Origin of the sequence: Cedecea sp. P7760 (assembly GCF_013386425.1) — a bacterium.
Classification (GTDB): Bacteria; Pseudomonadota; Gammaproteobacteria; order Enterobacterales; family Enterobacteriaceae; genus Cedecea; species Cedecea selenatireducens.
The window spans coordinates 95,857-122,142 of record NZ_JACARU010000050.1; the positions used below are offsets into that span (position 1 = coordinate 95,857).

The 26,286-nt window shown below is 55.4% G+C and carries 24 protein-coding genes; 19 read left to right on the forward strand and 5 right to left on the reverse strand.

Annotated features, from left to right (window positions below; translation table 11 throughout):
* Position 1 precedes the first annotated feature (1 nt).
* Genes kdpC through kdpF form a run of 4 tightly spaced genes read right to left on the reverse strand, consistent with a single transcriptional unit; the run spans position 2 to position 4,426 of the window.
* Positions 2–577 (reverse strand): potassium-transporting ATPase subunit KdpC, encoded by a 576-nt coding sequence (gene kdpC, locus HX778_RS17120; RefSeq protein WP_176982613.1) that lies wholly within the window; start codon positions 575–577, stop codon positions 2–4.
* Positions 578–589: 12 nt separating this feature from the next.
* On the reverse strand, positions 590–2,638 hold the full coding sequence (gene kdpB, locus HX778_RS17125) for a potassium-transporting ATPase subunit KdpB (RefSeq protein ID WP_176982614.1): 2,049 nt from the start codon (positions 2,636–2,638) through the stop codon (positions 590–592).
* 13 nt (positions 2,639–2,651) lie between these two features.
* Complete coding sequence (gene kdpA, locus HX778_RS17130) at positions 2,652–4,337, reverse strand: potassium-transporting ATPase subunit KdpA (RefSeq protein WP_176982615.1); 1,686 nt, start codon at positions 4,335–4,337, stop codon at positions 2,652–2,654.
* A complete protein-coding gene (gene kdpF, locus HX778_RS17135; RefSeq protein WP_008456132.1) occupies positions 4,337–4,426 on the reverse strand; it encodes a K(+)-transporting ATPase subunit F in 90 nt (29 codons plus the stop codon). Before kdpF ends, kdpA begins: the two co-directional genes overlap by 1 nt.
* A gap of 312 nt (positions 4,427–4,738) precedes the next feature.
* On the opposite strand from kdpF, the gene HX778_RS17140 reads away from it, so the two are divergent.
* From HX778_RS17140 to nei, 7 genes are all read left to right on the forward strand, one after another.
* The gene (locus tag HX778_RS17140) at positions 4,739–4,945 is read left to right on the forward strand and encodes a YbfA family protein (protein ID WP_038474616.1); all 207 of its coding nucleotides are present in this window, start codon (positions 4,739–4,741) and stop codon (positions 4,943–4,945) included.
* A 90-nt stretch (positions 4,946–5,035) separates the two neighbouring features.
* Positions 5,036–5,992 (forward strand): DUF523 and DUF1722 domain-containing protein, encoded by a 957-nt coding sequence (locus tag HX778_RS17145; protein WP_176982616.1) that lies wholly within the window; start codon positions 5,036–5,038, stop codon positions 5,990–5,992.
* Between the two features lie 12 nt (positions 5,993–6,004).
* On the forward strand, positions 6,005–7,414 hold the full coding sequence (phrB, locus tag HX778_RS17150) for a deoxyribodipyrimidine photo-lyase (protein ID WP_176982617.1): 1,410 nt from the start codon (positions 6,005–6,007) through the stop codon (positions 7,412–7,414).
* A 15-nt stretch (positions 7,415–7,429) separates the two neighbouring features.
* Positions 7,430–8,173 (forward strand): type 2 GTP cyclohydrolase I, encoded by a 744-nt coding sequence (locus tag HX778_RS17155; protein ID WP_176982623.1) that lies wholly within the window; start codon positions 7,430–7,432, stop codon positions 8,171–8,173.
* A 13-nt stretch (positions 8,174–8,186) separates the two neighbouring features.
* Positions 8,187–8,843 carry a 5-oxoprolinase subunit PxpB gene (pxpB, locus tag HX778_RS17160; RefSeq protein ID WP_038474607.1) on the forward strand — a complete coding sequence of 219 codons (657 nt, stop codon included), beginning with the start codon at positions 8,187–8,189 and terminating at the stop codon, positions 8,841–8,843.
* Complete coding sequence (gene pxpC, locus HX778_RS17165) at positions 8,837–9,769, forward strand: 5-oxoprolinase subunit PxpC (RefSeq protein WP_176982618.1); 933 nt, start codon at positions 8,837–8,839, stop codon at positions 9,767–9,769. Before pxpB ends, pxpC begins: the two co-directional genes overlap by 7 nt.
* 18 nt (positions 9,770–9,787) lie before the next feature.
* On the forward strand, positions 9,788–10,579 hold the full coding sequence (gene nei, locus HX778_RS17170; protein WP_038474601.1) for an endonuclease VIII: 792 nt from the start codon (positions 9,788–9,790) through the stop codon (positions 10,577–10,579).
* A gap of 45 nt (positions 10,580–10,624) precedes the next feature.
* Here nei and HX778_RS17175 read toward each other — a convergent pair whose 3' ends face one another.
* Positions 10,625–11,911 (reverse strand): citrate synthase, encoded by a 1,287-nt coding sequence (locus tag HX778_RS17175; RefSeq protein ID WP_038474598.1) that lies wholly within the window; start codon positions 11,909–11,911, stop codon positions 10,625–10,627.
* Positions 11,912–12,556: 645 nt separating this feature from the next.
* Between HX778_RS17175 and sdhC the strand changes: the two genes are divergently transcribed.
* From sdhC to ybgE, 12 genes are all read left to right on the forward strand, one after another.
* Positions 12,557–12,961, forward strand: a complete 405-nt coding sequence (sdhC, locus tag HX778_RS17180; protein WP_038474595.1) for a succinate dehydrogenase cytochrome b556 subunit — start codon at positions 12,557–12,559, stop codon at positions 12,959–12,961.
* On the forward strand, positions 12,955–13,302 hold the full coding sequence (sdhD, locus tag HX778_RS17185) for a succinate dehydrogenase membrane anchor subunit (protein ID WP_038474592.1): 348 nt from the start codon (positions 12,955–12,957) through the stop codon (positions 13,300–13,302). The genes sdhC and sdhD overlap by 7 nt, the downstream gene beginning before the upstream one ends.
* Complete coding sequence (gene sdhA / locus HX778_RS17190) at positions 13,302–15,068, forward strand: succinate dehydrogenase flavoprotein subunit (protein ID WP_038474589.1); 1,767 nt, start codon at positions 13,302–13,304, stop codon at positions 15,066–15,068. Before sdhD ends, sdhA begins: the two co-directional genes overlap by 1 nt.
* A gap of 15 nt (positions 15,069–15,083) precedes the next feature.
* Positions 15,084–15,800, forward strand: coding sequence for a succinate dehydrogenase iron-sulfur subunit (locus HX778_RS17195; RefSeq protein WP_176982619.1), 717 nt, complete (start codon positions 15,084–15,086; stop codon positions 15,798–15,800).
* A gap of 254 nt (positions 15,801–16,054) precedes the next feature.
* Positions 16,055–18,862 carry a 2-oxoglutarate dehydrogenase E1 component gene (gene sucA, locus HX778_RS17200; RefSeq protein ID WP_038474583.1) on the forward strand — a complete coding sequence of 936 codons (2,808 nt, stop codon included), beginning with the start codon at positions 16,055–16,057 and terminating at the stop codon, positions 18,860–18,862.
* 15 nt (positions 18,863–18,877) lie between these two features.
* A complete protein-coding gene (odhB, locus tag HX778_RS17205; RefSeq protein WP_176982620.1) occupies positions 18,878–20,104 on the forward strand; it encodes a 2-oxoglutarate dehydrogenase complex dihydrolipoyllysine-residue succinyltransferase in 1,227 nt (408 codons plus the stop codon).
* Positions 20,105–20,202: 98 nt separating this feature from the next.
* Positions 20,203–21,369 (forward strand): ADP-forming succinate--CoA ligase subunit beta, encoded by a 1,167-nt coding sequence (sucC, locus tag HX778_RS17210; RefSeq protein WP_038474577.1) that lies wholly within the window; start codon positions 20,203–20,205, stop codon positions 21,367–21,369.
* A complete protein-coding gene (gene sucD, locus HX778_RS17215; protein WP_038474574.1) occupies positions 21,369–22,241 on the forward strand; it encodes a succinate--CoA ligase subunit alpha in 873 nt (290 codons plus the stop codon). Before sucC ends, sucD begins: the two co-directional genes overlap by 1 nt.
* An 820-nt stretch (positions 22,242–23,061) precedes the next feature.
* Positions 23,062–24,630, forward strand: coding sequence for a cytochrome ubiquinol oxidase subunit I (gene cydA, locus HX778_RS17220; protein ID WP_038474571.1), 1,569 nt, complete (start codon positions 23,062–23,064; stop codon positions 24,628–24,630).
* Between the two features lie 15 nt (positions 24,631–24,645).
* Positions 24,646–25,785 carry a cytochrome d ubiquinol oxidase subunit II gene (cydB, locus tag HX778_RS17225; RefSeq protein ID WP_038474568.1) on the forward strand — a complete coding sequence of 380 codons (1,140 nt, stop codon included), beginning with the start codon at positions 24,646–24,648 and terminating at the stop codon, positions 25,783–25,785.
* Positions 25,786–25,798: 13 nt separating this feature from the next.
* Positions 25,799–25,912 (forward strand): cytochrome bd-I oxidase subunit CydX, encoded by a 114-nt coding sequence (gene cydX, locus HX778_RS17230; RefSeq protein WP_008456153.1) that lies wholly within the window; start codon positions 25,799–25,801, stop codon positions 25,910–25,912.
* Complete coding sequence (gene ybgE, locus HX778_RS17235; protein WP_038474565.1) at positions 25,912–26,205, forward strand: cyd operon protein YbgE; 294 nt, start codon at positions 25,912–25,914, stop codon at positions 26,203–26,205. The genes cydX and ybgE overlap by 1 nt, the downstream gene beginning before the upstream one ends.
* Positions 26,206–26,286: the final 81 nt, after the last annotated feature.

Here is a 26,286-nt window from a genome sequence, read left to right on the forward strand (position 1 = left end):
TTTACTTCGCCTGGAGATGGTCCAGCGCCAGGTTCAGCTTAACGATGTTCACTACCGGCATGCCGATAAAATTCACCAGCGGCGTCGTGGTGTTTTCAGCCACCAGGCGAGCGACCTGCTCAACCGGAAGATTTCTGGCTTTAGCCACCCGTGGAATTTGCCACGCGGTAGCCTCGGGAGAAAGCTGCCCGTCCAGGCCGCTGGCCGACGTGGTTACCAGGTCAACCGGGACCGCCGGATTAGCGTCCGGGTTAGCCGCACGCAGCGCGCTAATGCGAGCCTTAACCTCTTTGTCCAGCTCCGGGTTGCTGGCCGCAAGGTTGCTGCCGCCGGATGCCATTGGATTATAGGGGCTATCCGAGGTGGCAGAAGGGCGCCCCTGGAAATATTTTGCGTTAGTAAAGTCCTGGCCAATCAGCTCTGAACCACGAACTTTACCGTCTTCAACGATCAATGAGCCGTTGGCCTGGGCCGGGAACCACCACTGCCCCAGCAGCGTGGCGACGAGGGGGTAAACCCCGCCGGTAATCAGCGTCAGGATAATCAGCAGTAATAAAGCGGGGCGTAACGTAGCCATGTTCTTTTCCTCTTAGACCAGACCGAGCACGGTCAGGATCACGTCAATCACTTTGATACCAATAAACGGCACGACGATACCGCCCAGACCATAAATCCACAGGTTGCGGCGCAGCATTGCCGCGGCGCTCAGCGGCTTGTAGCTGATGCCTTTCAGGGCCAGCGGGATCAGGCAGATGATGATCAGCGCGTTAAAAATGACCGCACTCAGAATGGCCGAAGCAGGGGAGTGCAGGTGCATCACGTTCAGCGCGTTAAGCTGCGGATAGGTCACCGCAAACGCCGCCGGGATAATGGCGAAGTATTTCGCCACGTCGTTGGCGATACTGAAGGTGGTCAGCGACCCGCGCGTCATCAGCATTTGCTTCCCGATGTGCACCACTTCAATCAGCTTGGTCGGGTTAGAGTCCAGGTCCACCATGTTGCCGGCCTCTTTCGCCGCCTGAGTCCCGGAGTTCATCGCTACCGCAACGTCTGCCTGTGCCAGCGCAGGGGCATCGTTGGTACCGTCGCCGGTCATGGCGACCAGTCGGCCTTCGGCCTGATACTGACGAATCAGCGCCAGTTTGGCTTCCGGCGTGGCTTCTGAGAGGAAGTCATCTACCCCGGCTTCGGCGGCAATGGCAGCGGCGGTCAGGCGGTTATCCCCGGTGATCATTACCGTTTTGATGCCCATCTGGCGCAGCTGCGCGAAACGCTCTTTAATGCCGCCTTTAACGATGTCTTTCAGTGCAATCACGCCCAGCACGTTGGCCCCTTCGGCAACCACCAGCGGCGTGCCGCCCTGACGAGCTACGCCTTCAACCAGCGTGTCGACCTGCGCCGGGAAGTGGCCGTTGTTCACCTCCACATGGCGACGGATGGCGTCCACGGAACCTTTACGGATCATGCGGTCCTGAATGTTGATGCCGCTCATGCGGGTTTGGGCGGTAAACGGCACGAACGTCGCCTGCAGGCTTTGCACGTCGCGTTCGCGCAGGTTAAAGCGCTGTTTTGCCAGTACCACGATGCTGCGGCCTTCCGGGGTTTCATCCGCCAGCGAGGCCAGTTGAGCCGCGTCGGCCAGCTCTTTTTCATCCACGCCAGGCGCAGGCAGGAAGGCAGAAGCCTGACGGTTCCCAAGCGTAATGGTACCGGTTTTGTCCAGCAGCAGGACGTCGATATCCCCGGCAGCTTCTACCGCACGGCCGCTGGTGGCGATAACGTTCGCGCCCAGCATGCGGCTCATCCCGGCAACGCCGATGGCGGAAAGCAGGCCGCCGATGGTGGTTGGGATCAGGCAGACCAGCAGGGCAACCAGCACGGTCACGCTTGCCGCCTGGCCGCCGTAAGCTGAGAACGGCCACAGGGTAGCGGTCGCCAGCAGCAGCACGATGGTCAGCGCTACCAGCAGAATAGTCAGGGCGATTTCGTTCGGCGTTTTACGACGCTGGGCGCTTTCAACCATGGCAATCATGCGGTCGAGGAAGGTTTCCCCTGGGTTGACGCTGCACTGAATAACCAGCCAGTCGGACAGAATGCGCGTCCCGCCGGTCACCGAGGCAAAGTCGCCGCCGGACTCACGAATAACCGGTGCCGATTCCCCGGTGATGGCGCTTTCATCTACCGATGCGCCACCTTCAAGGACCTCGCCATCGCAGGGGATGATATCCCCGGCTTCCACCAGCACGACGTCACCTTTACGCAGGTCGGCTGCCGGAACATGGTCAACCTGGGCATCGTGCTGCGGGCTGCGCAGTTTGCGCGCCCAACTGGTTTTTTTCACCCCTTTCAGGCTGTTGGCCTGGGCTTTGCTGCGGCCTTCCGCCAGCGCTTCCGCGAAGTTGGCGAACAGCACGGTAAACCACAGCCACAGGCTGATGGCGAGCGTAAAGAGGGCGTCACCCTGCTGCAGGCCGGTGATCATCGCTATCCCGAGCAGGGTAGTGATGATGCTCCCTACCCAGACGATAAACATCACCGGGTTGCGCCACTGCACCTGGGGTGCGAGCTTTTTAAAAGAATCAATTAGCGCCTGACGGATCAGACCAGGTTCAAACAGCGCCTGTTGCTTGCGACTCATGGAAGCCTCGTAATCAGAAATTAACCAGAGAAAGGTGTTCCGCAACCGGGCCTAAAGCGAGGGCGGGGATAAAGGTCAGGGCGCCAACCAGCAGCACTGTCCCAATCAGTAAACCGATAAACAGCGGGCCGTGAGTAGGCAGCGTACCGATGCTGACGGCCTGGGATTTTTTCGCGGCCAGTGAACCGGCAATCGCCATCACCGGGATAATCACCCCGAAGCGACCAAACCACATGCACACGGCCAGCAGCACGTTCCAGAACGGCGTGTTGGTGCTCAAGCCTGCGAAGGCGCTGCCGTTGTTGTTGGCGGCAGAAGAAACGGCGTACAGCACTTCGCTGAACCCGTGAATACCTGGGTTAGCTATCCCGCTGCGGCCTGCGTCGGTCATCAACGCCAGCGCGGTGCCGATCAGTACCAGGGCAGGCGTGATAAGGATGGCCAGCGAAGTCATCTTCATTTCCGGCACGTCGATTTTCTTACCCAGATATTCTGGCGTACGGCCAATCATCAGCCCGGCGATGAACACCGCCAGCAGCACGAACAGCAGCATGCCGTACAGGCCCGCGCCCACGCCGCCGAACACCACTTCACCAATCTGCATCAGCCACATTGGCACCATGCCGCCCAATGCGGTAAAGGAGTCATGCATCGCGTTAACTGCCCCGCAGGATGCGGCGGTGGTAATCACCGCGAACAGGCTGCTGTTCAGAATGCCGAAGCGGCTCTCTTTCCCTTCCATATTGATGCTGCTGTTTGCGCCCAACTGGGTGAAGTGCGGGTTACCCTGCAGCTCGGCCCACATCACTACCACCACGCAGACCACGAAGATAATGGTCATTGCCCAGAGCAGAGCACGTCCCTGACGGCGGTCGCCTACGGCTTCACCAAAGGCGAAGCAAAGGGCTGCCGGGATCAGGAAGATGGAGAGCATTTGCACGAAGTTGGTCAGCGCAGTGGGGTTCTCAAAGGGGTGAGACGAGTTGGCGTTAAAGAAGCCACCGCCGTTGGTACCCAGCATTTTAATGGCTTCCTGAGAGGCGACAGGCCCCATCGGCAGCACGTGCTGAACGCCTTCAATCGTGGTGTAAGGCTGGTAGTCGGCAAAGTTTTGCAGCGAGCCCTGGCTAATAAAGAACAGCGCCATCAGCAGGGCGACAGGCAGCAGGATATAGAACGTAACGCGGGTTAAATCGACCCACGCGTTGCCCAGCGTGCTGGCGGAATGGCGAGAGAAGCCGCGGATCAGCGCAAACACCACCGCAATACCGGTCGCCGCTGAAACGAAGTTCTGCACCGTCAGGCCAACCATCTGGCTGAAGTAGCTCAGCGTGGTCTCACCGCCGTAGGACTGCCAGTCGGTGTTGGACACGAAGCTTACTGCCGTATTCAGCGCCAGATGCCACGAAAGCCCCGGCAGCTGCTGAGGGTTGAGCGGCAGGCTGCCCTGGAACATCAGGATCGCGAAAAGAAACAGCAGCCCGAAAACGTTAAATGCCAGAATCGCCATCAGGTAGCGCTTCCAGCCCATCTCTTCGCCTTTACTGCCAATCAGCGACCACAGAAGAGGTTCTATGCGGCCGACCACAGGCAGAGGTTCACCTTCGATCAGGCGGGCAAGCACCGCTCCCAGCGGTTTCGCAAGGGCGAAGAGCACCAGCAGGAAGCTGGCGATCAGTAAAAATCCGGACGCAGCCATTAAAAAGCCTCCGCTTTAATCAGGGCATAAACCAGGTAACCCAACAGCAAGAAGACCAGCACGATGCCGGTTATGACGCCTGCACTCACAATCCACCTCCAACGGTGCGTTAAGCATTTCGCGGCAGAATAGGATTTCGGGTGAAAAGATGTCGTAAAAGTCCGGGGGCGGGGTGTAAAAAAAGTATAAAAATGGAAAAGCCATTGGTTAACTAATGGTTAGTATTTATTTAACCATTTTGTAACTTAATTACGCGTGCAGTGATAAATAGCGCACAAAAAAGCACAATTATCTGGTCGGATGAGTAGTAAACTTTCACGTAATGAGATAGTATTTTGACCAGATAACAAGTTTCGATTTTCCGACATGCGGTGTCGGTCACACATTATGAGGAGAAGCCTATGTCTTTATATAAAGAATACCCTGCGCATCAGGTCATCCTGCGTCGCGCATTTGCAGTCGCGGCGGGCGTGCTGGCGCTGCCGGTGATGCTGTTCTGGAAAGATCGCGCACGCTTTTACAGCTATCTGCATCGCGTGTGGTCCAAAACCAGCGACAAGCCGGTGTGGATGGCGCAATCAGAAGCCGGCGCCTTCGATTTTTACTAAAAGCTGAATCGATTTGACGAAAGCTACCTCCGGGTAGCTTTTTTGTTGCCCGCGTCTTGCTACACTTAGTTAACAACTGAGGAGCAGACAATGAACGACACTATTCCGATTGGTATCAGCGCCTGCCTGCTGGGGGAGAATGTCCGCTTTGACGGCGGCCACAAGAAGCTGGCCTTTGCCGTTAACGAGCTGGCACCCTGGGTGCGGTTTGAACCGGTTTGCCCCGAAATGGCCATTGGTCTGCCGACGCCTCGCCCCGCGCTCAGGCTGGTGAAGCTGAACGATGGCGAGCTTGCCCTGCGTTTAAGTAACCAAAGCGAAGGCGACTTTACCGCCACGATGCAGGCGTTTTCCTCACGCCATGTCAGCGGGCTTGAGCACCTCTGCGGCTACATTGTTTGTGCGAAATCGCCGAGCTGCGGGATGGAACGAGTCCGGGTCTATGACGAAGAGAGTAAAAATAACCGTAAAAGCGGCACCGGCGTGTTTACCGCCGAGCTTCAGCGTCAGCTTCCGTGGCTGCCTGTTGAAGAAGATGGGCGCCTATGCGATCCGGCTATCCGCGAGAATTTCGTCGAGCGCATTTACACGCTGTTTGAGCTGAACCAGCTGCGCAAAAGTGGATTAACGCGGGGCAAACTCATCGCCTTCCACAGCCGCTATAAACTTCTGCTGCTGGCTCATTCTCAGCCTGAATACCGCGAGCTGGGGCGCTTTGTGGCGTCCATTGAGGATTGGACTTCGCTGGAGGCGTTCTTCGTTGAATATCGCCAGCGGCTGATGGCCTTAATGCAGCATCAGGCCACGCGCCGCAACCACACCAACGTTTTGATGCACGTGCAGGGTTATTTCCGTCGACAGCTGAATCCGCGCCAGCGGCAGGAACTGTCTGAGCTCATTGCCCGCTACCGCCAGGGCACGCAGCCTTTACTCGCGCCGATCACCCTGCTGAAACACTATATGGCAGAATACCCGGACCGTTATCTCGATCAACAACGCTACTTTGAACCGTATCCCGAAGCGCTACGCCTGCGGTACGGCAACTAAATCAGGAGAGTTATGACCACCCATCTGGTCTGGTTTCGCAACGATCTTCGTGTTCACGATAACTACGCCTTACACGCCGCCTGCCGCAACCCCGATGCAAAAGTCATCGGGGTATTTGTTGTTACGCCCGAGCAGTGGCGTCAGCATGTTATGGCCCCGAAGCAGGCTGAATTCATCTTTCAGCATGTGCAGGCGTTGGGCCATGCGCTTGCCGGGCGTGGGATTGAACTTCATATCAGGCAGGTCGCGGATTTCGCCGCATCGGTTGCGTGCGTAAAAGCGTTTTGCGCTGAGCAAAACGTTGATGCTCTTTTTTACAACTACCAGTATGAAGTCAACGAGCGTGCCCGTGACGCCGCCTTAGAAAAAGCGCTTGATGTCGACGTGACCGTGCAAGGTTTTGATGACAGCCTGCTGCTGGCGCCGGGCAGCGTTACGACCGGTAACCACGAGATGTATAAAGTGTTTACTCCTTTCAGCAAGGCGTTTATTCGGCGTTTGCAGGAAGGACTACCGGAGTGCGTGCCGGCGCCGAAAACTCGGGGAGAGGTTCCATTCAACGAACAGTTTGCGTTCGATGTGCCGCTTGAAAAATTTGACCACGAGATTTTCCCTGTAGGTGAGCAGGAGGCGATCGGTATGCTACGTAAGTTTTGTCGGCAGCCGGCTGCTGACTACCCGGAGCAGCGAGATTTTCCTGCTATAGAAGGGACCAGCCGCCTGTCGCCTTATCTGGCAACCGGCGTTTTGTCTCCACGCCAGTGCCTGCATCGCCTGTTAAAAGAGCAGCCTAAAGCGCTGGAGGGTGAAGCCGGAGCGACCTGGCTCAACGAACTTATCTGGCGCGAATTTTACCGCCATCTGATGGTCGCTTACCCGAAGCTTTGCCGTCATCGCCCGTTTATCGCCTGGACCGATAAGGTTCGCTGGCGCGGGGATGATGCGCTGCTTGAAGCCTGGCAGCAGGGTAAAACCGGCTACCCGATTGTCGATGCGGCGATGCGCCAGCTCAACCAAACGGGCTGGATGCATAACCGCTTACGCATGGTTGTGGCGAGTTTCCTGGTAAAGGATTTGCTGATCGACTGGCGGCAGGGCGAGCGCTACTTTATGTCTCAGCTGATTGACGGCGACCTGGCGGCTAACAACGGCGGCTGGCAGTGGGCTGCTTCCACCGGTACCGACGCCGCGCCCTATTTTCGTATTTTTAACCCCACAACCCAGGGCGAACGCTTCGACGCGGACGGCGACTTTATCCGCCAGTGGCTGCCGGAGCTGAAAGCGGTTCCCGGCAAGCAAATCCATTCCCCATGGGCCTGGGCTGATAAACAAAAGCAAACGCTGGACTACCCGCGCCCGATTGTTGACCATAAGCAGGCCCGACTGAATACGCTTGCGGCCTACGAGGCAGCAAGAAAATAACTGAAGAGAATAATGATGAAAAACAGTGAACTGGAACGCCTGATTAATGAAAAGCTGAACAGCGCGGCGATGAGCGATTACGCCCCCAATGGCCTGCAGGTTGAAGGCCGGGCAGAGATCCGCAAGATTGTTACCGGCGTGACCGCCAGCCAGGCGCTGCTGGATGAAGCCGTGCGTCAGCAGGCCGACGCGGTGATTGTGCACCATGGCTATTTCTGGAAAAACGAATCACCGGTCATTCGCGGCATGAAGCGTAATCGCCTTAAAACGCTGCTGGCGAACGATATCAATCTTTACGGCTGGCATTTACCGCTCGATGCCCATCCGCAGTTGGGCAATAACGCCCAGCTGGGTGCGCTGCTGGGCATTGAAACAAAAGGGGAAGTTGAGCCGCTGGTGCCGTGGGGGGAATTCCCGACGCCGCTTTCCGGCGTTGAGCTTGCCTCCTGGATTGAAATGCGATTAGGCCGCACGCCGCTGTGGTGTGGCGATACCGGCCCGGATCAGATTCGCCGCGTGGCGTGGTGTACCGGCGGCGGACAGGGCTTTATCGATAGCGCCGCACGTTTTGGCGTGGATGCGTTTATTACCGGCGAGGTTTCCGAGCAGACGATTCATTCGGCCCGCGAGCAGGGGCTGCACTTCTACGCTGCTGGCCATCATGCCACTGAACGCGGCGGTATCCAGGCGCTGAGCGACTGGCTAAACAGCGAAACCGATCTCGACGTTATTTTTATCGATATCCCAAACCCAGCCTGATTCTGGAGGGCCTGTGCAACGAGCTCGCTGTTATTTACTCGGTGAAAAAGCGGTGGTTCTGGAACTGGAGCCTCCCGTCATGCTCGCCAGCCAGCAGCGTATTTGGGGGCTGTTGGATCGCCTGAATGCCTCTGATGAGGTGAGCGAGGCCATTCCGGGCATGAATAACATCACCGTTGTGCTGAAAGATCCTCAGCGGCTGGCGCTGGACGGTATCGAGTGGCTGCAGCGCTGGTGGGAAGAAAGTGAGGCGGTAATACCCACGCCTCGCCGGATTGAGATCCCGGTAGTTTATGGCGGTGTAGCCGGGCCCGATCTTGACGCAGTAGCTCGCCAGAACGATCTCACTCCCGCCCAGGTGGTTGCCCTGCATTCCAGTGCTGAATACATCGTCTATTTCCTTGGCTTCCAGCCAGGATTTGCCTATCTGGGCGGGTTACCTGACATCCTCGCGACGCCCCGGCGCGCCGAGCCACGGCTTGAGGTCGCTGCGGGTTCGGTAGGCATCGGCGGTAGCCAAACCGGCATTTATCCGCTGGCGACGCCGGGCGGCTGGCAAATTATCGGCCGCACTCCGCTCAGCTTGTTTAATCCTGACAACGCATCACCCACTTTATTGTTGCCCGGAGACAGCGTGCGTTTTGTGCCGCAGAAGGAAGGCATATGCTGAAAATTATTCGCGCCGGTCTACAGACCAGCGTGCAGGATACCGGCCGTGAAGGGTTTCGCCAGCTTGGCGTCAGCCGCTGCGGTGCGCTGGATATTCCGGCGATTACTGTCGCCAATTTATTAGTCGGGAATACGCCCGACACACCGGCGCTGGAGCTTACTCTTGGGCAATGCGTGATTGAGTTTGGGCGTGATGGCTGGTTTGCGCTGACTGGCGCAGGTTGCCATGCGGATCTGGATGGCAAAGCCGTGTGGACAGGCTGGCGGCTGGCGGTAAAAAAAGGGCAAAGGTTAACGTTAAAAAAACCTTCGCACGGCATGCGTAGCTACCTTGCCGTTGACGGGGGCTTAGATGTCCCCGAGGTAATGGGCTCTTACAGCACCGACCTTAAAGCCGGTATTGGCGGCCATGACGGACGCCTGTTGCGTGATGGCGACCAGATTCCTTTACGGAAATCTCAGCACAAATTTCAGCGTTCACGGGGCGTAAAACAGCTGCTGTGGGGCAACCGTATTCGCGCCCTGGCCGGACCGGAATATCAGGAATTCAGCAAGTCTGCGCAGGAGAGCCTCTGGCGGCTGGCCTGGAAAATCAGCCCGCAGAGTAACCGGATGGGCTATCGGCTACAGGGGCCGGAGCTGGAGCGAACTACCCAGCGAGAAATGCTGTCCCACGGTCTGTTGCCCGGCGTCATTCAGGTGCCGCATAACGGCCAGCCAATAGTCCTGATGAACGATGCGCAGACAACCGGCGGCTACCCTCGCATTGCCTGCGTTATCGAGGCCGATCTTTATCATCTGGCCCAGGTCAGGCTAGGGGAGCCTATTCATTTTGTGCCGTGTTCGCTGGAAGAGGCGCTAAAGGCGCGCCGTGAGCAGGCCATTTATCTCGAGCAGATTGCCTGGCAACTGACGCAGGAAGAATAACGTTTCAGGGAGTTGAGTATGCCGGAAGGACCGGAAATCCGCCGCGCGGCGGACAAACTTGAAGCCGCCGTGGGCGGCGAGCCGTTAACCGAAGCCTGGTTTGCTTTTGAAGAGCTAAAGCCGTTCGAGGCTATGCTCAAGGGCAAGACTATCGAGCGGATTGAAACCCGCGGCAAGGCAATGCTGACCCATTTTTCTAATGGCTTAACGTTGTACAGTCATAACCAACTATACGGCGTCTGGCGGGTGGTTGAGGCTGATAAACAGCCAGAAACGAAGCGAGTTTTAAGGGTTAAGCTACAAACGGCCGAAAAAGCCATTTTGCTGTACAGTGCCTCAGACATTGAAATGCTGGAGCAGAAACAGCTTGAGCAGCATCCTTTCCTGCAGCGTGTAGGGCCAGATGTGCTGGACGAGACGCTGACGGTGGGGCAGGTCAAAGAGCGTTTGTTATCGCCGAAGTTTCGCCGCAGGCAGTTCAGCGGCCTGCTGTTAGATCAGGCGTTTTTGGCCGGGCTGGGCAACTATCTTCGGGTGGAGATCCTTTGGGAGGCAGAGCTTGCGCCTCAGCACCGCGCTGAGGATTTAAGCGAAGAGCAGGTTGAGCGTTTCGCCGGGGCTTTGCTGGCTGTGCCTCGTCTTTCTTATCAGACGCGAGGGCAGGTGGATGAAAATAAACATCACGGCGCAATCTTTAGTTTCAGGGTGTTTCATCGGGCCGGTGAACCGTGCGAGCGCTGCGGAGAGATAATTGAAAAAACGATGCTCTCTTCGAGGCCGTTTTACTGGTGCCCCGTCTGTCAGAAATAAAAAAACGCGCCATAAGGCGCGTTTTTTACTCAGAAAGCGGAAAAATTACTTTTTGAGATCTGATTTGAAATCACGTTTGTCGTAGCCGGTATACAGCTGACGTGGACGGGCAATTTTGATGCCGTCGTCGTGCATTTCGTTCCAGTGTGCAATCCAGCCCACGGTACGCGCCATCGCGAAGATAACGGTAAACATGGAGGATGGAATGCCCATCGCCTTCAGGATGATGCCGGAGTAGAAGTCTACGTTCGGGTAGAGTTTCTTCTCGATGAAGTACGGGTCGTTCAGCGCGATGTGTTCCAGCTCCATCGCCACTTCCAGCAGGTTGTTGTCCTTCAGGTTCAGCTCTTTCAGCACTTCGTGACAGGTTTCACGCATCACGGTGGCACGCGGGTCGTAGTTTTTGTACACGCGGTGGCCGAAGCCCATCAGGCGGAACGAGTCATTTTTGTCTTTGGCGCGACGGATAAATTCCGGAATGTGCTCCACGGTGCTGATCTCTTCCAGCATTTTCAGCGCAGCTTCGTTGGCGCCGCCGTGAGCCGGTCCCCACAGGGAAGCGATGCCCGCAGCGATACACGCAAACGGGTTGGCGCCGGAGGAGCCTGCGGTACGCACGGTGGAGGTAGAAGCATTCTGTTCGTGGTCAGCGTGCAGGATCAGGATCCTGTCCATTGCGCGTTCCAGAATCGGGTTAACTTTGTACTCTTCGCACGGCGTGGAGAACATCATGTTCAGGAAGTTGGCCGAGTAGGAGAGGTCGTTGCGCGGGTAAACGAAAGGCTGACCAATCGAATACTTGTAACACATAGCTGCTACGGTCGGCATTTTAGAGAGCAGGCGGAATGCCGCGATTTCACGGTGGCGTGGGTTATTCACGTCGAGTGAGTCGTGGTAGAAGGCCGCCAGAGCACCGGTTACACCGCACAGCACGGCCATCGGATGCGAGTCGCGACGGAAGCCGTGGAACAGACGGGTAATCTGCTCATGAATCATGGTGTGGCGGGTCACGGTGGTTTTGAATTCTTCGAACTGTTCCTGCGTCGGCTTTTCGCCGTTCAGCAGGATGTAGCACACTTCCAGATAGCTGGATTCGGTAGCCAGTTGGTCAATCGGGAAGCCGCGGTGCAAAAGAATGCCTTCGTCACCGTCGATATAAGTGATTTTGGACTCGCAGGATGCGGTAGAGGTGAAACCTGGGTCAAAAGTAAATACACCTTTAGAACCAAGACTACGGATATCAATTACATCCTGACCTAGCGTGCCCTTTAGCACATCAAGTTCGAGAGCATCGTCACCATTTAGGGTGAGGTTTGCTTTAGTATCAGCCATTTACGGTCTCCTTAGCGCCTTATTTCATAAGACTGCCAGGCGTCCAATTTGCATTCGAACCCACAATGGTTGGTTACCAGTTTTTTAATTGGCTCGCGGCTCTGTTTAGAGGAGTACAACCAGGGTACAGAGCGATGGGCGCTTGCAGGTAACACTCGCTTTGAGGGCGAAACTACAGCAAATCAGCGTCTTAGCAATCAGTATCATTCAAACCTGTATATCACTAATAACTGTCCTGATCTCTCGGGTCAATACCCATCCACTGTTACATAACTATTACTCAGGTGAAAGGCTGACCCTATAACTTTTGCGAATTATACGGCTTTTCGGGCCCTGTTTGTAACAAGAATGTTTAACTTTTGTCAAATCAGATGATTAAAATTTAAAATAATGTTGTTATCGTGATCCTGCTCACTGTTCCGAGCAAAACCCTTCAAACATTATGTGGGTTAATTGTAATGATTTTGTGAAGAGCCTATACTGCCGCCAGGTCTCCGGAACACCCTGCTACCGGGAGCCACCCAGCGTTGTAGCCAGATCTCTGGCCTCTGGATGTAGCTGTTTTTTGCATGACGCACAGTTATAGAAAGTTAGCGCTGTCTGACCCCGAATGCAGATCCGGAGGAAGGAAACAATAAGAAGAGCATGTGGGCGCTATTCATGATAAGAAACGTGAAAAAACAACGACCTGTCAATCTGGACCTGAAAACGATCCGGTTCCCCGTCACTGCAATCGCTTCCATCCTCCACCGCGTTTCCGGCGTGATCACATTTGTGGCGGTCGGCATTCTGCTTTGGTTGCTGGGATTGTCACTCTCATCTCCGGAAGGTTTTATCACCGCTTCCGCCGTGATGAGCAGCTTTATCGTTAAATTTATAATGTGGGGCATTCTGACGGCTCTGGCCTATCACGTCGTGGTGGGTGTCCGCCATCTGCTGATGGACTTTGGCTATCTGGAAGAGACCCTTGTAGCGGGCAAACGATCCGCACATATCTCCTTTGTTATTACCGTCGTGCTTTCAATTCTTGCAGGAGTCCTCGTATGGTAAGCAATGCCTCCGCATTGGGTCGCAATGGCGTGCACGATTATGTGCTGGTTCGCGCTACCGCCATCGTATTAACCCTGTACATCATCTACATGATTGGCTTCTTCGCTTTCACCAGCGAGCTGACCTATGACGTCTGGCACGGCTTCTTTGCCTCTGCCTTCACCAAAGTTTTCACCCTGCTGGCACTGTTCTCTATTTTGATCCATGCCTGGATTGGCATGTGGCAGGTGTTGACCGACTACGTTAAACCGCTGGCGATTCGCCTTCCTTTACAGCTGCTGATTGTTGTCGCGCTGTTGGTTTACGTCATTTATGGATTCGTTGTGGTGTGGGGTGTGTAATGAAACTGCCAGTCAGAGAATTTGATGCTGTAGTGATTGGTGCTGGTGGCGCAGGTATGCGCGCAGCGCTACAGATTTCCCAGAGCGGCCAGACCTGTGCGCTGCTTTCTAAAGTGTTCCCAACCCGTTCCCATACCGTATCCGCGCAGGGTGGCATCACCGTTGCGCTCGGTAATACCCATGAAGATAACTGGGAATGGCACATGTACGACACGGTAAAAGGTTCCGACTATATCGGTGACCAGGACGCCATCGAATATATGTGTAAAACCGGCCCGGAAGCGATTCTGGAACTGGACCACATGGGCCTGCCTTTCTCCCGTCTGGAAAACGGCACCATCTATCAACGTCCGTTCGGCGGCCAGTCAAAAGACTTCGGCGGCGAGCAGGCGGCACGTACTGCCGCAGCGGCTGACCGTACCGGCCACGCGCTGCTGCACACCTTGTATCAGCAGAACCTGAAAAACCACACCACCATCTTCTCCGAGTGGTATGCGCTGGATCTGGTTAAAAACGCCGACGGCGCCGTTGTGGGCTGTACCGCGCTGTGCATCGAAACCGGGGAAGTGGTTTACTTCAAAGCCCGCGCGACCGTGCTGGCAACCGGCGGTGCAGGCCGTATTTATCAGTCCACCACCAACGCCCACATTAATACCGGTGACGGCGTAGGCATGGCTATCCGCGCTGGCGTGCCGGTGCAGGATATGGAGATGTGGCAGTTCCACCCAACCGGTATCGCCGGGGCGGGGGTTCTGGTCACAGAAGGCTGCCGTGGTGAAGGCGGTTACCTGCTGAACAAACACGGCGAACGCTTCATGGAGCGTTATGCCCCGAATGCTAAAGACCTGGCGGGTCGTGACGTGGTGGCGCGTTCCATCATGATCGAAATCCGCGAAGGCCGCGGCTGTGATGGCCCGTGGGGGCCACACGCCAAGCTGAAACTGGATCACCTGGGTAAAGAAGTGCTGGAGTCCCGCCTGCCGGGTATCCTGGAACTGTCCCGTACCTTCGCCCACGTAGATCCGGTGAAAGAGCCGATTCCTGTTATCCCAACCTGCCACTACATGATGGGCGGCATTCCGACCAAAGTGACCGGTCAGGCGCTGACCGTGAACGAGCAGGGTGAAGATGTGGTTATCCCTGGCCTGTTCGCCGTGGGTGAAATTGCGTGTGTTTCCGTGCACGGTGCAAACCGTCTGGGCGGCAACTCCCTGCTTGACCTGGTGGTGTTCGGTCGTGCTGTCGGCCTGCATCTGCAGGAATCCATTGCCGAGCAGGGCGACCTGCTTGACGCAACCGAAGCCGAAATCGACGCGTCCCTTGAGCGCCTAAACCGCTGGAACGGCAACCGTAATGGTGAAGATCCGGTGGAAATCCGTAAAGCGCTTCAGGAATGTATGCAGCACAACTTCTCGGTATTCCGTGAAGGTGACGCCATGGCCAAAGGTCTTGAGCAGCTGAAAGCGATCCGCGAGCGTCTGAAAAATGCCCGTCTGGACGACACTTCCAGCGAGTTCAACACCCAGCGCGTTGAGTGTCTGGAGCTGGATAACCTGATGGAAACCGCCTACGCCACCGCGGTGTCGGCAAACTTCCGTACCGAGAGCCGTGGCGCGCATAGCCGCTTCGACTTCCCGGATCGTGATGACGAAAACTGGCTGTGCCATTCCCTGTATCTGCCAGAGTCGGAGTCCATGACGCGTCGTAGCGTCAACATGGAACCGAAACTGCGTCCGGCGTTCCCGCCGAAGATTCGTACTTATTAATGCGGAGACAGGACAATGAAACTCGAATTCTCAGTTTATCGTTATAACCCGGACGTAGACGACGCGCCGCGTATGCAGGATTACACCCTGGAAGCGGAAGAAGGTCGTGACATGATGCTGCTGGATGCACTGATGCAGCTGAAGGAAAAGGATCCAAGCCTGTCGTTCCGTCGTTCCTGCCGCGAGGGCGTTTGTGGCTCTGACGGCCTGAACATGAACGGCAAAAACGGCCTGGCCTGTATCACGCCAATCTCGGCGCTCGGCAACGGCAAACAGAAGATAGTCATCCGTCCTCTGCCCGGCCTGCCGGTGATCCGCGATTTGGTGGTGGACATGGGGCAATTCTATACTCAATATGAGAAGATTAAGCCTTACTTGTTGAATAATGGGCAAAATCCACCCGCTCGCGAGCATTTACAGTCGCCGGAGCAGCGTGAAAAACTGGATGGTCTGTACGAGTGTATTCTTTGCGCCTGCTGCTCGACCTCCTGCCCATCGTTCTGGTGGAACCCGGACAAGTTTATCGGCCCAGCCGGCCTGCTGGCGGCGTATCGTTTCCTGATCGACAGCCGCGACACCGAAACGGACGCGCGTCTGGACGGCCTGAGCGATGCTTTCAGCGTATTCCGCTGTCACAGCATTATGAACTGCGTCAGTGTTTGTCCTAAGGGGCTGAACCCGACGAAAGCTATCGGCCATATCAAGTCGATGCTGTTGCAGAAAAGCGCTTAAGTAATAAGAGGGGAGTGCTGTTCCCCTCGCCCTGACCCTCTCCCCACAGGGGAGAGGGAACGGATTGCAGGAAATCTTTAAAAACTGCCCTACAAATCTTGTATAGAGACAGTTTTTAAAGGTTCCTTCGCGGGCCGCCCTCCACGGCAACAGGCTCGAAGAAAGTGAACCCTGGAACGTATACCTGTATACCCTACGGTGTGCGTTATAGTTATCCACGGCGAAATAAGCAAAAATTTGCTTAAGGGATCACGATGCAGAACGGCGCGATGAAGCCCTGGCTGGACTCTTCCTGGCTGGCGGGCGCAAACCAGTCCTACATAGAGCAGCTCTATGAAGACTTCTTAACCGATCCTGACTCTGTTGATGCGCACTGGCGCAGCATGTTCCAGCAGTTAGCTGGCACCGGAGCGAGACCGGATCAATTCCATTCAAAAACGCGTGATTATTTCCGTCGTCTGGCGAAGGATGCCTCACGTTACTCCACCGCAATCACCGATCCTGACACTGACGTTAAGCAAGTTAAGGTTCTGCAGCTGATCAACGCCTGGCGTTTCCGCGGGCATCAGGCAGCAAACCTCGATCCGCTTGGCCTGTGGAAGCAAGAATCCGTTCCCGATCTGGATCCGGCTTTCCACAACCTGACGGATGAGGATCTGCAGCAGAGCTTTAACGTGGGGTCTTTTGCCGGCGGCAAAGAAACCATGAAGCTTGCGGATCTGATTGACGCTCTGCAACAAACCTACGGCGGCTCTATTGGCGCCGAGTACATGCACATTACCAACACAGAAGAAAAACGCTGGATCCAGCAGCGCATTGAATCTGTGGTGGGCCAGTCAACCTTTACGCCGGAAGAGAAAAAACGCTTCCTGAGCGAGTTGACTGCAGCAGAAGGTCTGGAACGTTACCTGGGTGCCAAATTCCCCGGGGCGAAGCGCTTCTCGCTGGAAGGCGGCGACGCGCTGGTTCCGATGCTCAAAGAGATGATTCGCCATGCTGGTAAGAGCGGCACGCGCGAAGTGGTGCTGGGTATGGCGCACCGCGGTCGTCTTAACGTGCTGATCAACGTTCTGGGTAAAAAACCGCAGGATCTGTTCGACGAATTTGCCGGTAAACATAAAGAGCACCTCGGCACCGGTGACGTGAAGTACCACATGGGCTTCTCTTCCGACGTGGAAACCGAAGGCGGCCTGGTTCACCTGGCGCTGGCGTTTAACCCGTCTCACCTTGAAATCGTTAGCCCGGTGGTTATCGGTTCCGTGCGTGCGCGCCTGGATCGTCTGGATAAGCCAGGCAGCAATCAGGTTCTGCCGATCACCATCCACGGTGATGCCGCCGTAGCCGGGCAGGGCGTGGTTCAGGAAACCCTGAACATGTCTAAAGCGCGTGGCTACGAAGTGGGCGGTACCGTACGTATCGTTATCAACAACCAGATTGGTTTCACCACCTCTAACCCGCTGGATGCTCGCTCCACGCCGTACTGTACCGATATCGGTAAGATGGTGATGGCGCCAATTTTCCACGTGAATGCGGACGACCCGGAAGCGGTTGCCTTCGTGACTCGTCTGGCGCTGGATTTCCGTAATACCTTCAAACGCGACGTGTTTATCGACCTGGTTTGCTACCGTCGCCACGGTCATAACGAAGCTGATGAGCCAAGCGCAACTCAGCCTGTGATGTACCAGAAAATCAAAAAACATCCGACCCCACGTAAGATTTACGCCGACAAGCTGGAGCAGGACAAGCTGGCCACGCTGGAAGATGCTACCGAAATGGTGAATCTGTACCGCGATGCGCTGGATGCCGGTGAATGCGTCGTCAACGAATGGCGTCCGATGAACATGCACTCCTTTACCTGGTCGCCGTACCTCAACCACGAGTGGGACGAAAGCTACCCGAACAAGGTTGAGATGAAGCGCGTGCAGGAACTGGCTAAGCGCATCAGCACCGTGCCGGAAGCCGTAGAGATGCAGTCTCGCGTGGCTAAAATTTACGGCGATCGTCAGGAAATGGCGAACGGTAACAAGCTGTTCGACTGGGGCGCAGCGGAGAACCTGGCTTACGCCACGCTGGTAGACGAGGGCGTGTCCGTCCGTCTGTCCGGTGAAGATGCGGGGCGCGGTACCTTCTTCCACCGTCATGCGGTTATCCATAACCAGAGCAACGGTTCTACCTATACGCCGCTGGCGCACGTGCATAACAGCCAGGGCATCTTCAAAGTCTGGGATTCCGTACTGTCTGAAGAAGCGGTGTTGGCCTTTGAATACGGTTACGCCACGGCAGAACCACGTACGCTGACCATTTGGGAAGCCCAGTTCGGCGACTTCGCTAACGGTGCTCAGGTCGTGATTGACCAGTTCATCAGCTCCGGCGAGCAGAAATGGGGCCGTATGTGTGGCCTGGTGATGCTGCTGCCGCACGGCTATGAAGGTCAGGGTCCGGAGCACTCCTCCGCGCGTCTGGAGCGTTACCTCCAGCTGTGCGCCGAGCAGAACATGCAGGTTTGTGTCCCGTCTACGCCGGCTCAGGTTTATCACATGCTGCGTCGTCAGGCGCTGCGCGGGATGCGCCGTCCGCTGGTAGTGATGTCACCGAAATCTCTGCTGCGCCATCCGCTGGCGGTTTCCAGCCTCGACGAACTGGCCAACGGCACTTTCCAGCCGGCAATTGGTGAGATTGACGAACTGGATCCTAAAGGCGTGAAGCGTGTAGTACTGTGTTCCGGTAAGGTTTACTACGACCTGCTTGAGCAGCGTCGTAAAAACGACCAGAAGGATGTGGCGATTGTGCGTATCGAGCAGCTCTATCCGTTCCCGCATCAGGCGGTACAGGAAGCGCTGAAACCGTTCGCTCACGTGCATGATTTTGTCTGGTGCCAGGAAGAGCCGCTGAACCAGGGCGCCTGGTACTGCAGCCAACACCACCTCCGCGAAGTGATTCCGTTTGGGTCTGCCCTGCGTTATGCAGGTCGCCCGGCCTCCGCCTCTCCGGCGGTAGGGTATATGTCCGTTCACCAGAAGCAGCAGCAAGATCTGGTTAATGACGCGCTGAACGTCGAATAAATTAAAGGATAAATAATGAGTAGCGTAGATATTCTAGTTCCTGACCTGCCTGAGTCCGTAGCCGACGCGACAGTGGCAACCTGGCATAAAAAACCGGGCGACAGCGTCAAACGTGACGAAGTGCTGGTTGAAATCGAAACTGACAAAGTGGTGCTGGAAGTCCCGGCCTCTGCGGACGGCATTCTTGATGCGGTACTGGAAGACGAAGGCACGACCGTGACTTCTCGTCAGATTCTGGGTCGCCTGCGTGAAGGCAACAGCGGCGGGAAAGAAACCTCCGTCAAGTCTGACAGCAAAGAGTCTACCCCGGCTCAGCGTCAGCAGGCTTCCCTGGAAGAGCAGAATAACGATGCCCTCAGCCCGGCTATCCGCCGTCTAATCGCAGAAAATGACCTCGACGCCAGCGCTATCAAAGGCAGCGGCGTGGGTGGCCGTATCACTCGCGAAGACGTTGAAAAACACCTGAGCGAAGCAAAAACGAAACAGCCTGCACAGGCGAAAGCCGCAGAGGCTTCTCAGGCGCCGGTTGCTCCACTGGCTGGCCGCAGCGAAAAACGCGTGCCGATGACCCGCCTGCGTAAGCGCGTGGCCGAGCGTCTGCTGGAAGCGAAAAACTCCACCGCCATGCTCACAACCTTCAACGAAGTGAACATGAAGCCAATCATGGAACTGCGTAAGCAGTACGGTGAAGCGTTTGAAAAACGTCACGGCGTGCGTCTGGGCTTCATGTCCTTCTATATTAAAGCCGTGGTTGAAGCGCTGAAACGCTATCCGGAAGTGAACGCTTCCATCGACGGTGAAGACGTGGTTTACCACAACTACTTCGACGTTAGCATCGCGGTTTCTACCCCGCGTGGTCTGGTGACTCCAGTGCTGAAAGATGTTGATACCCTGGGTATGGCTGACATCGAAAAACGCATCAAAGAACTGGCGGTGAAAGGCCGTGACGGCAAGCTGACCGTAGAAGAGCTGACCGGCGGTAACTTCACCATCACCAACGGCGGCGTCTTCGGTTCCCTGATGTCTACGCCAATCATCAACCCACCGCAGAGCGCGATTCTGGGCATGCACGCCATCAAAGACCGCCCAATGGCGGTTGACGGTAAAGTAGAGATCCTGCCGATGATGTATCTGGCGCTCTCTTACGATCACCGTCTGATCGATGGCCGCGAGTCCGTGGGTTACCTGGTCGCTATTAAAGAGCTGCTGGAAGATCCAACTCGTCTGCTACTGGACGTGTAGTCAAATAAGACTCTGGCGGGTGCTTTGACACCCGCCCCTACAACCAAATCTAACCTTACCCCGAGCGTTAATGCTCTTTATCTGGATGGATAGAACTCATGAACTTACACGAATATCAGGCGAAACAGTTGTTTGCTCGGTATGGTTTACCGGCACCCGTCGGTTACGCCTGCACCACACCGCGTGAAGCGGAAGAAGCCGCCTCTAAAATTGGCGCGGGTCCTTGGGTGGTGAAATGTCAGGTTCATGCCGGTGGCCGCGGTAAAGCGGGCGGTGTGAAAGTGGTTAACAGCAAAGAAGATATTCGCGCTTTCGCTGAGCACTGGCTGGGCAAACGCCTGGTAACTTATCAAACGGATGCAAACGGCCAGCCGGTTCACCAGATTCTGGTTGAAGCTGCGACCGACATCGACAAAGAGCTCTACCTGGGCGCGGTTGTTGACCGTAGCTCTCGCCGCGTAGTCTTCATGGCTTCCACCGAAGGCGGCGTGGAAATCGAAAAAGTGGCGGAAGAAACCCCGCATCTGATCCACAAAGTAGCGCTGGACCCGCTGGCTGGACCAATGCCTTACCAGGGTCGTGAGCTGGCGTTCAAACTGGGTCTGGAAGGTAAACAGGTTCAGCAGTTCACTAAGATCTTTATGGGGCTGGCGGCGATTTTCCTCGAGCGCGATCTGGCGCTGATCGAAATCAACCCGCTGGTTATCACTAAGCAGGGCGACCTGATCTGCCTCGACGGCAAACTGGGCGCTGACGGCAACGCGCTGTTCCGCCAGCCGGATCTGCGTGAAATGCGCGACCAGTCTCAGGAAGACCCGCGTGAAGCTCAGGCTGCACAGTGGGAACTGAACTACGTTGCGCTGGACGGCAACATCGGCTGTATGGTTAACGGTGCGGGCCTGGCAATGGGCACCATGGACATCGTTAAGCTGCACGGCGGTGAGCCGGCTAACTTCCTTGACGTGGGCGGCGGTGCGACCAAAGAGCGCGTGACCGAAGCCTTCAAAATCATCCTGTCAGACGACAAAGTGAAAGCCGTTCTGGTGAACATCTTCGGCGGTATCGTACGCTGCGACCTGATTGCCGACGGCATCATCGGCGCGGTAGCCGAAGTGGGCGTTAACGTGCCGGTTGTGGTACGTCTGGAAGGTAACAACGCCGAACTGGGCGCGAAAAAGCTGGCGGATAGCGGCCTGAACATCATTGCAGCGAAAAGTCTGACGGACGCAGCACAGCAGGTTGTTGCTGCCGTGGAGGGGAAATAATGTCCATTTTGATCGATAAAAACACCAAGGTAATTTGCCAGGGCTTTACCGGCAGCCAGGGGACTTTCCACTCCGAACAGGCGATTGCCTACGGGACGCAAATGGTTGGCGGCGTGACGCCAGGCAAAGGCGGCACTGAGCACCTGGGCCTGCCGGTATTCAATACCGTGCGTGAAGCCGTAGACGCGACCGGCGCGACCGCTTCCGTTATCTATGTTCCAGCCCCGTTCTGCAAAGACTCCATCCTGGAAGCGATTGATGCAGGCATCAAGCTGATTATCACCATCACCGAAGGTATCCCTACGCTGGATATGCTGACCGTGAAGGTTGCGCTGGATGAAGCAGGCGTGCGCATGATCGGGCCTAACTGCCCGGGCGTTATCACCCCAGGCGAATGTAAAATCGGCATCATGCCGGGCCACATTCACCTGCCGGGCAAAGTGGGCATCGTTTCCCGTTCCGGGACGCTGACCTATGAAGCCGTTAAGCAGACTACCGACATCGGCCTCGGCCAGTCGACCTGCGTCGGCATCGGCGGTGACCCGATTCCTGGCTCCAACTTCATTGATATCCTGAAGATGTTCGAGGAAGATCCGAAAACCGAAGCCATCGTGATGATCGGTGAAATCGGCGGGAGCGCAGAAGAAGAAGCGGCGGCTTATATTAAAGAGCACGTGACCAAACCTGTTGTGGGCTACATTGCCGGCGTAACCGCGCCAAAAGGCAAGCGTATGGGCCATGCTGGCGCCATCATCGCGGGCGGGAAGGGGACTGCGGATGAGAAATTCGCTGCTCTGGAAGCCGCTGGGGTGAAAACCGTTCGCAGCCTCGCCGACATTGGCGACGCGCTGAAAGCTATTCTGCCGCAGTAAGCAGATGCCCCCGTGTAAGCGGGGGAAACAGTAATAATAAGTGTTCGACATGGTTGGCCACCCTGGGTGGCCTTTTTTTATGTTTGCTTCTTCAGGCCTTTGGTTCGTCCCCCGCTGAGCTGTGCTTTTCCTCTCTTGTATTTTTTTCCTGAATAATTTCATTAAGCGATATTTTCACGCTGTAACCTTATAAAAAATAATGATTTGTTAATTTGATTCATATTAAAGGTGAATTATTTGTGAATAATAAAAGGAAGGCATCAAAATCATGAAAGAACAGGCGTCATTATTATTGTAAAGATGATGCGGCAGACGGGGGGACAATTTAAGGAAAGCCTTTAGATATCCGCTTAATGTTGAGAATACGGCGCATGTAATTAACCTAAAGCGAAGCGCTAAAACATATCGTTAACAACAATTTCACGATTAATTCTCCATTGAAAAATAATTAACATTACCGGTGTAAATTGTTTTGGATCAATGTTTAAAGCTGGCATTACGGGATATAAAGGGGCAAAATTGCTGTAGATCAAACTGGCCGAGTCACGGTGTTTTAGCTATAAATTGATCGCCGTCGTAAAACGTAAAAAACATTAAGCAAAGACCTGTTTATTGTAAGGGAATTGCAGGGTAATATAATTACGGGTTATTTTTGATTTTATTAACGTGTTTGTAACCTTTCACCTTTTGATTTCACATTTGAATAAAGTGGGCGATAAAAAGGGGTCTGGAAGCGAATGTATTTGTATTAGGGCATGCTTGTGGCAAACCTCCCGGTGAACCACAGTCGAAGTCTTCATGCGAAGAGCAAGGAGTCAAGATGTTTGATATTGTCGAACTGTCGCGCTTACAGTTTGCCTTGACCGCGATGTACCACTTCCTGTTTGTGCCATTAACGCTCGGTATGGCGTTTTTGCTGGCCATCATGGAAACGGTCTACGTTCTGTCAGGTAAGCAGATTTATAAAGATATGACCAAATTCTGGGGCAAGTTGTTTGCAATCAACTTTGCGCTGGGGGTGGCAACCGGTTTAACCATGGAGTTCCAGTTCGGGACTAACTGGTCTTACTATTCTCACTACGTCGGGGATATCTTCGGTGCGCCGCTGGCTATCGAAGGCCTGATGGCATTCTTCCTCGAATCCACCTTCGTTGGTCTGTTCTTCTTTGGCTGGGATCGTCTCGGCAAAGTTCAGCACATGGCCGTCACCTGGCTGGTGGCGCTGGGCTCTAACCTCTCCGCACTGTGGATTCTGGTCGCCAACGGCTGGATGCAAAACCCTATCGCTTCCGACTTCAACTTCGAAACGATGCGTATGGAAATGGTCAGCTTCTCCGAGCTGGTCCTGAACCCGGTTGCGCAGGTTAAATTTGTTCATACCGTGGCATCCGGCTACGTGTGTGGCGCGATGTTTGTGCTCGGTATCAGCTCTTACTACATGCTGAAAGGCCGTGACTTCGCGTTTGCGAAGCGCTCCTTCGCCATCGCGGCGAGCTTCGGTATGGCCGCCATTCTCTCCGTTATCGTGCTGGGTGATGAGTCCGGTTATGAAATGGGTGACGTGCAGAAAACCAAACTGGCCGCAATTGAAGCCGAATGGGAAACCCAGCCCGCGCCGGCTGCCTTTACCCTGTTTGGTATTCCTGACCAGGATAAACAAGAAAACCGCTTTGCTATCCAGATCCCTTACGCGCTGGGGCTTATCGCTACCCGCTCCGTTGATAAGCAGGTTACCGGCCTGAAAGAGCTGATGGTGCAGCACGAAGAACGTATCCGTAACGGGATGAAGGCGTACAGCCTGCTCGAGCAGCTGCGTAAAGGCTCTGCCGATCAAAGCGTGCGTGATGACTTCAACCATGTGAAGAAAGACCTTGGCTATGGCCTGCTGCTGAAGCGCTACACGGAAAACGTCACCGACGCGACCGAAGAGCAGATTCAGAAAGCGACCAAGGACTCTATTCCTCGCGTGGCACCGCTGTACTTCGCGTTCCGTATCATGGTGGGCTGTGGCTTCCTGATGCTGTTCATTATTGCTGCCTCCTTCTGGACCGTAACCCGCAACGCCATCGGTTCGAAAAAATGGCTGCTGCGCGCCGCGCTGTACGGTATTCCGCTGCCGTGGATCGCTATCGAGTCCGGCTGGTTTGTGGCTGAATACGGCCGTCAGCCGTGGGCGGTAGGTGAGGTTCTGCCGACGGCAGTGGCCAACTCTTCGCTAAGCGTGGGTGACCTGCTGTTCTCCATGATACTGATTTGCGGCCTTTACACGCTGTTTATGGTGGCGGAGCTGTTCCTGATGTTCAAATTTGCTCGCCTTGGGCCGAGCAGTCTGAAAACAGGACGCTATCACTTTGAGCAGTCCAACGTGGCTTCTCAGCCGGCACGCTAAGACAGGAGTCGTCAAATGATTGATTATGAAGTATTGCGTTTTATCTGGTGGCTGCTGGTCGGCGTCCTGCTGATTGGCTTCGCCGTCACCGACGGCTTCGACATGGGCGTGGGCATGCTGTCACGCGTGATTGGTCGTACCGACGTTGAGCGCCGCATTATGGTGAACTCCATTGCGCCACACTGGGACGGTAACCAGGTCTGGTTGATCACCGCCGGTGGTGCGTTATTTGCCGCCTGGCCAATGGTCTATGCCGCAGCCTTCTCCGGCTTTTACGTGGCGATGATTCTGGTGCTGGCTTCTTTGTTCTTCCGCCCGGTAGGTTTCGACTACCGTTCGAAGATTGAAGATACCCGCTGGCGTAACATGTGGGACTGGGGCATTTTCATCGGGAGCTTTGTGCCGCCGCTGGTCATTGGCGTGGCGTTCGGCAACCTCTTGCAGGGCGTGCCGTTCCACGTAGATGAATATCTGCGTCTCTACTACACCGGTAACTTCTTCCAGTTGCTGAATCCGTTTGGCCTGCTGGCCGGCGTTGTCAGCGTGTCGATGATTGTTGCTCAGGGTGCAACCTACCTGCAGATGCGTACCGTCGGTGAGTTACATCTGCGTGCTAAAGCGGCGGCTCAGATTGCCGCGCTGGTAATGATGGTTTGCTTCGCACTGGCAGGCGTTTGGGTGGTTTACGGCATCGATGGATACGTTGTGACCTCCGTATTGGATCATCATGCTGCCTCTAACCCGCTGACTAAAGAAGTCGCGCGTCAGGCCGGTGCCTGGATGGTTAACTTCAACAATATGCCAGGCCTGTGGGCAATTCCTGCGCTGGGCGTTGTGTTGCCGCTGCTGACCATTCTGATGTCTCGTCTGGAGAAGGGCGCTCTGGCGTTCATCTTCTCCTCACTGACGCTGGCCTGTGTGATCCTGACCGCCGGTATTGCTATGTTCCCGTTCGTGATGCCTTCCAGCACCATGATGAACGCTAGCCTGACCATGTGGGATGCGACATCCAGCCAGCTGACGCTGAATGTGATGACCTATGTTGCTATCGTGTTCGTACCCATCATTCTTCTCTACACCACCTGGTGTTACTGGAAAATGTTCGGTCGTATCACCAAAGAGCACATCGAAAGCAACTCCACCTCTCTGTACTAATAAGGAGCTGATTATGTGGTATTTTGCATGGATTCTGGGCACGCTTCTCGCGTGTGCATTCGGGATTATTACCGCGCTGGCTCTCGAGCACGTTGAGGCGAGCAAAGCCGGAAAAGAAGAGCACTGATGGAATACGTTATCGCGAAACTATACGCGGTAATGGACAAGAGCCCCTTGCGGGCTCTTTCCTTAGTGATGGCGCTGGTGCTGGCAGGGTGCATTTTTTGGGACCCGTCTCGTTTCGCCGCGAAAACGAGTGAGCTGGAGATTTGGCACGGCTTCCTGCTGATGTGGGGCGTTTGTGCCGGGATCGTTCACGGCGTGGGCTTCCGCCCAACCAAAGTACTTTGGCAGGGTATTTTCTGCCCGCTGATTGCCGATTTAGTGCTCATCGCTGGACTGCTATTTTTCTTCTTCTGAATGCCGTCGCGCATTCCCCCGCACGATGCAGAAATTATGGGCTTTAACAAGCCCATAAAAATTTACTTAACGTTTAAAACA

What these genes read in the sequence shown, in the direction of transcription:
- kdpC (WP_176982613.1), bottom strand. Translation starts at nt 577, where the DNA reads ATGGCTACGTTACGCCCCGCTTTATTACTGCTGATTATCCTGACGCTG.
- kdpB (WP_176982614.1), bottom strand. Translation starts at nt 2,638, where the DNA reads ATGAGTCGCAAGCAACAGGCGCTGTTTGAACCTGGTCTGATCCGTCAG.
- kdpA (WP_176982615.1), bottom strand. Translation starts at nt 4,337, where the DNA reads ATGGCTGCGTCCGGATTTTTACTGATCGCCAGCTTCCTGCTGGTGCTC.
- HX778_RS17140 (WP_038474616.1), top strand. Translation starts at nt 4,739, where the DNA reads ATGTCTTTATATAAAGAATACCCTGCGCATCAGGTCATCCTGCGTCGC.
- HX778_RS17145 (WP_176982616.1), top strand. Translation starts at nt 5,036, where the DNA reads ATGAACGACACTATTCCGATTGGTATCAGCGCCTGCCTGCTGGGGGAG.
- phrB (WP_176982617.1), top strand. Translation starts at nt 6,005, where the DNA reads ATGACCACCCATCTGGTCTGGTTTCGCAACGATCTTCGTGTTCACGAT.
- HX778_RS17155 (WP_176982623.1), top strand. Translation starts at nt 7,430, where the DNA reads ATGAAAAACAGTGAACTGGAACGCCTGATTAATGAAAAGCTGAACAGC.
- pxpC (WP_176982618.1), top strand. Translation starts at nt 8,837, where the DNA reads ATGCTGAAAATTATTCGCGCCGGTCTACAGACCAGCGTGCAGGATACC.
- nei (WP_038474601.1), top strand. Translation starts at nt 9,788, where the DNA reads ATGCCGGAAGGACCGGAAATCCGCCGCGCGGCGGACAAACTTGAAGCC.
- HX778_RS17175 (WP_038474598.1), bottom strand. Translation starts at nt 11,911, where the DNA reads ATGGCTGATACTAAAGCAAACCTCACCCTAAATGGTGACGATGCTCTC.
- sdhC (WP_038474595.1), top strand. Translation starts at nt 12,557, where the DNA reads ATGTGGGCGCTATTCATGATAAGAAACGTGAAAAAACAACGACCTGTC.
- sdhD (WP_038474592.1), top strand. Translation starts at nt 12,955, where the DNA reads ATGGTAAGCAATGCCTCCGCATTGGGTCGCAATGGCGTGCACGATTAT.
- sdhA (WP_038474589.1), top strand. Translation starts at nt 13,302, where the DNA reads ATGAAACTGCCAGTCAGAGAATTTGATGCTGTAGTGATTGGTGCTGGT.
- HX778_RS17195 (WP_176982619.1), top strand. Translation starts at nt 15,084, where the DNA reads ATGAAACTCGAATTCTCAGTTTATCGTTATAACCCGGACGTAGACGAC.
- sucA (WP_038474583.1), top strand. Translation starts at nt 16,055, where the DNA reads ATGCAGAACGGCGCGATGAAGCCCTGGCTGGACTCTTCCTGGCTGGCG.
- odhB (WP_176982620.1), top strand. Translation starts at nt 18,878, where the DNA reads ATGAGTAGCGTAGATATTCTAGTTCCTGACCTGCCTGAGTCCGTAGCC.
- sucC (WP_038474577.1), top strand. Translation starts at nt 20,203, where the DNA reads ATGAACTTACACGAATATCAGGCGAAACAGTTGTTTGCTCGGTATGGT.
- sucD (WP_038474574.1), top strand. Translation starts at nt 21,369, where the DNA reads ATGTCCATTTTGATCGATAAAAACACCAAGGTAATTTGCCAGGGCTTT.
- cydA (WP_038474571.1), top strand. Translation starts at nt 23,062, where the DNA reads ATGTTTGATATTGTCGAACTGTCGCGCTTACAGTTTGCCTTGACCGCG.
- cydB (WP_038474568.1), top strand. Translation starts at nt 24,646, where the DNA reads ATGATTGATTATGAAGTATTGCGTTTTATCTGGTGGCTGCTGGTCGGC.
- cydX (WP_008456153.1), top strand. Translation starts at nt 25,799, where the DNA reads ATGTGGTATTTTGCATGGATTCTGGGCACGCTTCTCGCGTGTGCATTC.
- ybgE (WP_038474565.1), top strand. Translation starts at nt 25,912, where the DNA reads ATGGAATACGTTATCGCGAAACTATACGCGGTAATGGACAAGAGCCCC.